Source organism: Candidatus Bathycorpusculum sp. (assembly GCF_009778815.1).
Lineage (GTDB): Archaea > Thermoproteota > Bathyarchaeia > Bathyarchaeales > Bathycorpusculaceae > Bathycorpusculum > Bathycorpusculum hydrogenotrophicum.
The window spans coordinates 1-9276 of record NZ_WRFL01000076.1; the positions used below are offsets into that span (position 1 = coordinate 1).

Sequence of the window (9276 nt, forward strand, 5' to 3'; positions counted from 1 at the left end):
CAACATCAATAGCAGTCTCAACCACAGAAGAACCAAAGACCTGACCACCCACAACTTTCTGAGCAGCCACTACTTTGTCAGTACCCTGCTCAAGATAATTCACAACATACGAAAGATCAGACCTAACCAGCCATTTTGCTGTTACAGTGACATTACTTGCAGGCATTTCAAATGTTGTAGTCTCGCTTGTATAATCTACAAACGTGACAGCATTATTGTCAGTTGTCCATCCATCGAAGGTATAACCATTGCGTATACCTGCGTTAATAACTACAGTGTCACCTTCAAAGTAGTTACCTGCACCAGAATTTGATCCAGCATAACTGTCAACAATTTTTACAGTATATTGTAGTTCATATTCAATAGTTATTTCATAAGCATAACCATACTCAAACTCATAAATTGGATTGGCAAGAGCGGATCCTTCAAAAACAAAGGCAGTTCTAGTAATATCGTCTGAACTACGAGTTATTCCAGTGCGAACAGGGGTAAATTCTTGACTGCCAGTCGGTGCTTGTATAAAATCCTCAGATGAAAGTGCACCACGTAGCAATCTTGGAGTTAATCGAGCATAAAGGGTTAAGTTCTCAGTAACGGTAATAGTGTTACCGGGCAAATATCGTAATCCTTCACCATTTTTCTGAGTGTACCATGCCTCAAAAAGCCAAATATCTGGAATTGTTATATCTGCTTCCGTACAAGTTTTAATTGTGTATTCATCACCAATCAATACGTAGTCGATGGAACCCCCTGTTCCATAGGTATCTACCTCATAGGTAATGCTGTGGGGTATTTTTTCCACAACAACCTTTGTTACATTATAAGTCTGCCCATTTTTATCAGTCTTATATAAATCAGCTAAATTATACACCTCTGAAGGCAAAACCACAGATTCAGAATCTTGGCCAGAGTTTTTATAATTATGAAAAACATCAGCAGACAAATCAACTGATACCCATTTTGCATGTAATATCAGATTACCTGTTGTACCTGCTGGAATGCTGTAAGATTTTTGATCAATATCTAAAGGCTTATTAACATACTGTACTGTCCAACCTACAAAGTTATAACCGGGTTTTACTGGATCAACTATGACAATAGGAAAGTTGTCCTCCACTGTATAAGAAGCTGGATTAGTAGCCCCTTCGGGAATGCTACCGCCATTTAATTCGTAATTGATAGTATATGGAATTGGTGAACTCCAAAGTGCAGTAAGGGTAATATTGCCTATAGTCCCAACAGGAATAGAGAAAGAAAGCGTTGCTTCAGTTACATTTGGAGTACCATCAGAAAATTCTACCGTCCAACCCTTAAAATTATAACCTGCTTTATCAGGAGAATAAAGCGTTACAGGATTAGTAGGCGAAACGTAATAGGGGGTGTACAAATCAGGGTTACGAGGGGAGTTAGTGCCACCATCTAAGTTGTAATTAATTTTGTATGAAGCATATGCGGTAGTGGACCAAATTGCAGTTAACTTGACATCGCTTGAAGTGCCTTCAGGAATAACATATTGCTTCTGCAAAGATACTGCTGTACCGTTAGCATATTCGACATTCCAGCCTAGAAACTCATAAACCCCAAACGGATCAGCAATTTTGAGAGGAAGATCACTTTCCTTGTATGATGTTGGATTAGTAGAGGGATTAATACCACCACCATTCAACTCATAGGTTATATCATACTCAAAAATGTCTGACTGTACCCACAAAGCCGGATAAACAAGTTGTGGAGAGTTACGCTCTACTTGGAAAGCTCTACCATATTTACCCTCGATAGGGTAAAGACCTAAAAACCCCGATGAGGTAAGTGTGTCGCCTATAGTGCGTAACCACATACCATAATCAGTTGATAAAGAGTTCATTTTGGCAAAGTTCTCTGGTGCAGGGGAAGTGCTTGTCTGTACTTCAGGATTAAAACCAATATCGACTCGCATATCATGTGACCTAGAGAAAAAGTTTGCAACTTCACTAAAGCTCAGTGCGAAAGCAAGGTCACTACTTTGCGTACTATCAGAACGTGGATAGCTTAATCCGTCTGCCATTGCTGCCTCAGAAGCAACCAAACCACAAGCATCTAATGCATTGTTTCCCGCCACATAGTCACGTAATCTAGCATTGTCATCCAAATTATCAACATACGTACCAGAGGCAGCACTACTAAACCAAGCATTGATTCTAGTGCGGACAGGACTACCAGCATAATTGGCAGAGCCATATGCAACAGATTGCCACAGTGGTTGATTTGAGTGATCATCCGCAACATTATCGTACCAATTAATGTAACTTTTGCGTACAATAAGCGAATATTCATTATATTTTGCGATTTCAATCCAGTCAGATGTATCTCCTGCCTTGGCGGCAGTGAGAATTCTGCCATCCACACCACGTGGGATAGTATCAGCATCTAGGGCAGATACGAAAGGAGAAGCGGTATTAAACAGCAGGGTAAGTGGAGAAAAAAGTAGAATTGCGGTAAGCAATAAAGTAATTATAATGAAAGATTGTTTAGTGTGAAGACGTCGACGATCAAATACTATTTTAACATTCATGACATACATTCCCATTATTTTGTAAATATTTAGTTTTTTTATGGTTTGGTTAGTTTTTTTGGTTGAGCATTGCCTCTCACGCGTAAGTTTATGTGGAGGTTTGATTTGATGCTAAATATGCGAAAAGGCGTTTAGGGGCTAGATACCCAAAGTAGCCAGCAACAGGGCATCTGCCATTTATCAGCAGTGCAAAGCAACTTAGCGATTGGTTCATAACCTGCCCCTCCCCTTTACATACAATATAGTATTGCACATTAAGGCAGAAATAAGAATATTATCCATATATTTAATATTGAATATATAGCCACCAAATATAAACAAACAACCAATCCATAGCCCATAACCAAGTTGCAACCCAAATCCAATGTACCAATCCAGCCAATTTCTGCATGATTGCACCATTGCCCAACAAAAATCAGAGACATTGAGAGGCTCCACTAAGCATAAAGATCAACCGGCGTTCTAAAGGGAAGACAACACCTCAGATTGATGCAACAACTATGGAAGTGACTCACAAGACAAACATACAAACGATACCGTCTGTGCCCTTCCAATAAATCGACACTTCAAGCTTGCTTTAGTTGCTCAAGTTTATTAAAATAATAATCACATATCAAAGAAGCATATGTTTTTTTAAAAACAAACCAGAAAAGCACATAACAGAAGGAAAATTATTCTGCAGATAAAAGAGCTGCACAAACAGCTATGAAAAAAACGCCGCCGCAAAACGGTACGGGCGACGTTTTAACCCCTGCTGAGTTTATGAAGTATTTTCGTCTTTATACGTAAACAGCTCAATTTGTCTCGCCACATATTGAGCAGGGAGCAAATGTTCCAGACCCATGCCTATACAAAACCCAACATTATCTAACAACAAATTTGAGTTACAAATTGCGCAATAACGAAGATAATTTTCCGTGCACTGAGTTGAGTTTTATTTAAATTTGTGTGATTTTCAGGTCCAACCAAATTTTTGCGCATAAGACAGCTAGAAAAGCAAAAACAGGCTCTATCGGCTAAATATTGCCGCTAAACGTACCCTGTTAGCCACAAAAATATTAAAAACCCGCCGAAAATTATACGCCAAATAAGCCAAAGACACCACACCAACAACCTTCAACAAACCCCGACATAAAAATTGCTTAAAACACCATACAACCTTAACGACACCAAAGAAGGGCTCCACAATCTCTGACATGCTACGATAAAGCACTTGCCGCTTAGTCCGCTTATCCACCCCATTCCAAAACAGCGCTATAACTCATTGTCACCTCAAATTAGTGGTCACAACACCAACTGATTTCCTTCAAACACTCAACAAACACCCTTTATATTTCTGGCCCATATCTCTACTAATCATTCACAGCATAAAAACAACCCATGTTTAAACAGCAGAAAAAATTTGAATATATTGGAGGCACAAAAGACAAATGAAAAGCAGAAAAAGAGAATACAAGGAAAAACTACACAAAAACACTTTCAGTTTTAGGGTTGTTATTGCGACATTAGCTGTTACGGCAGCAATATTTTCTCAAGCAAGCTGGACATTTCCATTTTGGAAAGATGCCAATATTTGGGTAGTTGCGGTAATAAAATTTGTGGTTTTGATGGGATTATACTTGCTTGGTGAGCTAGTAAAGAACAGGTTTGATGCGGCAAAGAAGCCTTTTTATGAGTTGTTTGATTATAACAACAAAAACATGAAAAACAATATTTTTATCAACACAGCTGAAGTCAATGATGCGAACTCGAGCGAACAGTTTCTCAGGGATGGAGACGAAATACACATAGTGACCAATGCGCTTGAGACATATGATTTTCCTATTTTAGATAAAATTTCAGAAAGACTCATGCGAGGAGTTAGCTATTACTATTACTTACCCGCACAAAGTGCAAAAGTGCGCGAAAACGGAAAGAAATTTCTCGAGGAAATTACAAATCATATCCAGTCAAAAAACGAGATTTCTAGAGAAATAAAAAGAACAACATTGCAAAAAATAAGATTTTACAACATCGGGGAGGAGTCAGATTATTGCTATAATTACTCTTTGAGTATTTTTGACAAGTGTAATTTCAACAGAGATTCAGAACGTAATGCAACAGATACTGTTGCATGGTATATGGCTTTGAATAACGATAAAAACACAGTCGATGATACCCTATTTGCGCAACATTTAGCAAAATATTTAGCAAAAACAAAGACTATTGATGAAAATCAAGTCAACAACAACATCACCCACTTCATGAAAGATGCACAAGCCATAATTAAAATCCGTGAATGCGATAAGGCAAATTGTACTGTTGAGGAATTGAAAAGCATCTTAAAAAGTTTAGGAAAAAAGAAAATTGTTTTAGAAGACGACAGTTATTTTGAGACTGACAAAGCTGGATTAGAAAATTCATTACTTTGGAGAAATACATAACAATAACAAGAAGAAAGATTGCCCAGCCGCCAAAGGCACACCATACGTAATTTTAGCCCAATCAATAGCATAGCCCAAAGTCTGAGGAGTGCTTGTTTTTAACTTTACGCTTACAGATTCCGTTTAAACAGTGCCAGGATTATGGTAGTGAGACCGATGGAATTTGAACCACAACTAATGCAAAGACACCGCCAACCCCCTCATTTTCCTTTTTTCCACACCTTTTACAGATAACAGAAAATTTAGTGCGACCAACTAACTAAGTCTAAAAATTGAGCAGACCAATTTCTCTTTTAGAACAGACCAGTGTTTTATTGTATGGTCAACTTGCTGACATACAGCGCACGAAATTGGCAATGCCGCATAGCTGAATAAACCAGTTAAACATTGCAGGATAATTAGTAGTTATCCTTATTATGGCTGATGTGTAAGATGAACAAACATAATATAAAATCCAAAAGTTGCGCAACTGCTGTTGTGATTACACAAACAATTTTGTTAACTCTTAGACTTTATATTGCTCACAATTCTTCTTTTGAAAATAAATTAGAACCCCGTCTTTCGGTATGTGCGCTGATGAAGGAGAGGCTTAAGAGGGATGGGTGCAATGTCTAAAATATTGTTTCTCGCTCAATTTGCTCCAACTGACGGCAAACATATTGAACCGCAAACACCTGAAGAAAAATTTTATGCTGAAACATATCATTTAAAAATATACGAAATTTTAGAAAAAAATAGCTATAACTTCTATGCAACAAGTGACGTAAGCTATTTAATAAACCATCATGATGAATTTGATTTGGTTTGGTCAGTTTACAATCGAATGGGATTTCGTAATAGTGAAGTTTTTGTTCAGTCGCTTTGCGAATACTTTGGCTTGAAATACATTGGAGCAGCTCCAAATGTTCGAGCCTTGGCAGAAGATAAAAGCATGTCTAAACAACTAGCTGAACATTTGGATCTAAAAACTGCCAATTGGGTAGTTGCATCAAAGCAATATCCGCTAAGCAATTATAGCCCTTTTAACGGTCCATACTTTGTGAAACCGCGGTTTGGAAGTGCGTCAATTGGTATTGATGAGTCTTGTTTATGCGAAGACTGGACCGCCACACAAAAAAAAGCCAACCAATATTTTTCAGAAAACATAGATGTTATTGTTGAAGAATACATAGATGGTATCCACTATGGCGTTCCAATTATGAATACAATTGAAGGTACGCCCATCATTGCGACACCACACAGCCAGTTATCTGACAAGCGTGGTAATATTATCACGTATGCACAAAAAAGATACACAGAACTTGGCATGTCGCGATGCATGTGTCGTGATGAAAATTTGAATAAAATGTTGACACATCATGCAGGCAAATATTTTATGAATATGCAACCGTGTGACTACGCACGTATAGATTTTATCGTTGAAAAAAGCACAGGGATTCCGTACTTTTTAGAAGTTAATGTACTTATGAATCTCGGTATAAAAGGCGGCTTTGTCGCGAGCTTTTTAGACAATCATTTTGAGAGTTATGTCGAAATTATCAGATTTATCCTAAATTTGGGACTCCATCGAGTAGGCAAGTAACAGTTCCGCTTCAAAATATCGGTAAAAAAGGTATCCTGGTAAAAACAATTTGTCCCAATCATGTTCTGAATATGGTATCTTTTGATCGAAACGTTTTTTGTAATATGTATACAAAAACTCACCATAATCATGATTTCCGCGCAAAGGGCTGTTGCGAATTTCTTGTATCAAATCCTCTCTGTAATTCCCGTTTATGTAGTCAATTAAGCATCTGTTTATATTATAAAACTGCTTGGTTCGTGGTATGGTTGTTTTTTGCACCTCATATTCTATGCAATTCATAATGCTCAATGCTTTTTCAGGATTACTCTTAACAGTATATGCCGCCAAATTGATTTGTGCGTAAATGAATGGCGTTTCAGTGGTTTCAGAAGAATATGCAATGCTAGAAAAATATTCGGTGGGATCGCCGAGATTATATTTCATCAGATAAAGCCCATAATTTATATTTAAATATAAATATTTGTCGTCCATGTATTTAATGATCTCTTCAACTTCTTGCATCCTATTTTTTAATAACCGCCCAGAAAGATCAACATCATGCCGCATGAGATAGCAAATATAATTTGAAATCGTTCTTTTATAATTTACAGGGTCTCTATTTTTAAACGCGTTTAAACATTGATCGTAGTATTTATTTGCTCTATTAAAATCAGCTATATAGTAGCTTACATTTCTTAATAAATACACATACTGATTTGAATTTTTATATTTTTCGAAATAATATTCGTGATCTGAATTGTTAACAATGCATTTGTATTTATCGGAAGCGTCTGAATTTAAATATGCGACAAGGAGCACTGACAACAATAAGCATTTCTCATCTATGTTTTGAGATGAATTTACAAGGTTCTCTAAAAGGCTAACGTAATTGTTTTCATGTCGCCGCTCCAAAAATAGCGCACATAAAACATTATAAGCCCTATCATCACAGCAATCTCGTTCATAACGTTTCATTCGATTATAAGATATGCCATAGACATGTGCATCATAATACATCATGCAGATCGTTAACAAGTCTTTTTTGTTGTCAAACGGGAACAACATGTCCAGATATGTTGGGTCTATCGTATTAGCTTTTTTTTTGCTGGCATAGTAACGCCATAATAAAAGCCTTTTTTTTAGAATAATCTTTAGTTGTGTTCGCTATCGCGAATTTAAGCTGGGAAATATTAAGCTGTTCCTTTGCCTGCAAAAAAGTAGCAATTATATCGTTAGTGATGATGATTCTATCCAAGTTTGAAATTTCAATTGAACTACAATAATCAACGATTTCCGCAAGCTCAACTTCATTATTTTTAATGCATAAAGCTTTTTTTTGGATCAATTCATCCAAAAGTGCTTCAAACTCCGAGTGCAAAAAATTAAGAGCATATACGGGATGCTTTTCATATATCCGCTCCAACAATTTTGCTTCGATCGGCACGTTTAAAACAGCCAGTATTTTTAAAAGGTATCCCTTTTTTTCATCAATACCTGAGAGATAAATATCGCATCCATTAATTTTAGCCATTATAATGTGAATTTTGCGATGTCTGTCACAAATATATTTCATTAAATCATCATTCAAAGCTTTTTCATAATGTTTGAATAGTTCTACAATCATATTTTTGTCAGGTCTGTCGAAAACGGTTTCCTGTTTAAAATGTTTTATACCTCCAAGAGACAGCTGAGATACAATTTTTATTTCCTTTTCAGCATCACTATTGCTAAAAGTAAATAGAATTTTTGCATTACAATCTTTCAGCATTGTTGCCAAAAACTGATACGATTCTTTTATTAATAAATCAGTCCTATCAATCAATACATAAATCGGTTTGTCTATTGTTTTAAAGAGTTTAGTCAGAGCTTGCTCTATTTTGTAATCTTTTATATGATATTCATCTGCATCCAATGTGGTTTCTATTGCATTTATAAAACTATTGACCAAATCACCTATGTTGGGAAGGCATGGAATGATATCAATACCATATGCACATATTTTTATAACTTCCTTGATATTTTTTCCCATCTGTTTTCTAGGTTTTTGCCACATCCTTTTTCTTGATTTATCTTCCCTTTTAGAGGCTTCAAAAATCTGATAAAGCATTTGTTCTTGTAAAGACCTGTTTTGCTCCCCATCTATGTAAAAACAATATGCATTTTCAGCGCAATAATCATAATAAAGTTTTTTTAAGAAGTGCGTTAGACCACTGTTGCCAAGTGAATCAAGAAATACTGCAGAATTGCTGTTCAGACATTCTTTTATCCCCTCCAGCTCAGTTTCCCGGTTAACAAAATCAAACCCTGCCACTATTGCACACCCCATTTTTGACGGATAACTACTAATTATCCTGTAATGTAAACGGCAATAGGTAACTTAGTATTAAGTACTCTCATATAAACCATCCGACATATTTCATCTGTTACACAATAATGAGAAAAAATAATCGAGGAACAGAATAACATGCAAAACTACATCAACGTGTATTTAATTTATTGCGAAAAACTAAAAAATTTAGATTATAAAACTCTCAAAGCTTACAAGATAGATTTAAATCAATTTTTTGAGTTTATAAATGGTCGAAAGCAACTTCAATTCGACAAAGAATCAATAAATGAGAGTGTTCACCTAAAGATAAGTAATGCGGTTTTTTGAAATGCTGTAAAGATGTCTTCAGTGGTTAATGCGTGCCAAAGTTTAAGCGTTAAATCCACCATCGCGGTCTTCTTTGAAACAA

At 36.3% G+C, this 9276-nt stretch carries 6 protein-coding genes; 2 read left to right on the forward strand and 4 right to left on the reverse strand.

The genetic code is table 11. From position 1 onward, the window contains the following. Together FWF39_RS10830 and FWF39_RS10835 are read right to left on the reverse strand one after the other, a co-directional pair. Nucleotides 1-2551: InlB B-repeat-containing protein (locus tag FWF39_RS10830; protein WP_343383456.1), on the reverse strand; the 2551-nt coding region annotated here is incomplete at its 3' end. An 88-nt stretch (nt 2552-2639) separates the two neighbouring features. Further along, nucleotides 2640-2765: a hypothetical protein gene (locus FWF39_RS10835; protein ID WP_343383457.1), complete on the reverse strand. Its 126-nt coding sequence runs from the start codon at nt 2763-2765 to the stop codon at nt 2640-2642. 1216 nt (nt 2766-3981) lie between these two features. On the opposite strand from FWF39_RS10835, the gene FWF39_RS10840 reads away from it, so the two are divergent. Continuing rightward, entirely contained in the window at nt 3982-4974 is a 993-nt protein-coding gene (locus tag FWF39_RS10840) for a hypothetical protein (RefSeq protein ID WP_343383458.1), read from the forward strand. Between the two features lie 607 nt (nt 4975-5581). Continuing rightward, entirely contained in the window at nt 5582-6556 is a 975-nt protein-coding gene (locus FWF39_RS10845) for a hypothetical protein (protein WP_343383459.1), read from the forward strand. On the opposite strand, the gene FWF39_RS10850 is transcribed toward FWF39_RS10845, so the two are convergent. Together FWF39_RS10850 and FWF39_RS10855 are read right to left on the reverse strand one after the other, a co-directional pair. Next, nucleotides 6524-7558: a hypothetical protein gene (locus FWF39_RS10850; RefSeq protein ID WP_343383460.1), complete on the reverse strand. Its 1035-nt coding sequence runs from the start codon at nt 7556-7558 to the stop codon at nt 6524-6526. The two genes, FWF39_RS10845 and FWF39_RS10850, sit on opposite strands and share 33 nt — an antisense overlap. Nucleotides 7559-7628: 70 nt before the next feature. Next, nucleotides 7629-8849, reverse strand: a complete 1221-nt coding sequence (locus FWF39_RS10855; RefSeq protein ID WP_343383461.1) for a hypothetical protein — start codon at nt 8847-8849, stop codon at nt 7629-7631. Nucleotides 8850-9276 lie beyond the last annotated feature (427 nt).

What these genes read in the sequence shown, in the direction of transcription:
- FWF39_RS10835 (WP_343383457.1), bottom strand. Translation starts at nt 2,765, where the DNA reads ATGAACCAATCGCTAAGTTGCTTTGCACTGCTGATAAATGGCAGATGC.
- FWF39_RS10840 (WP_343383458.1), top strand. Translation starts at nt 3,982, where the DNA reads ATGAAAAGCAGAAAAAGAGAATACAAGGAAAAACTACACAAAAACACT.
- FWF39_RS10845 (WP_343383459.1), top strand. Translation starts at nt 5,582, where the DNA reads ATGTCTAAAATATTGTTTCTCGCTCAATTTGCTCCAACTGACGGCAAA.
- FWF39_RS10850 (WP_343383460.1), bottom strand. Translation starts at nt 7,558, where the DNA reads ATGATGTATTATGATGCACATGTCTATGGCATATCTTATAATCGAATG.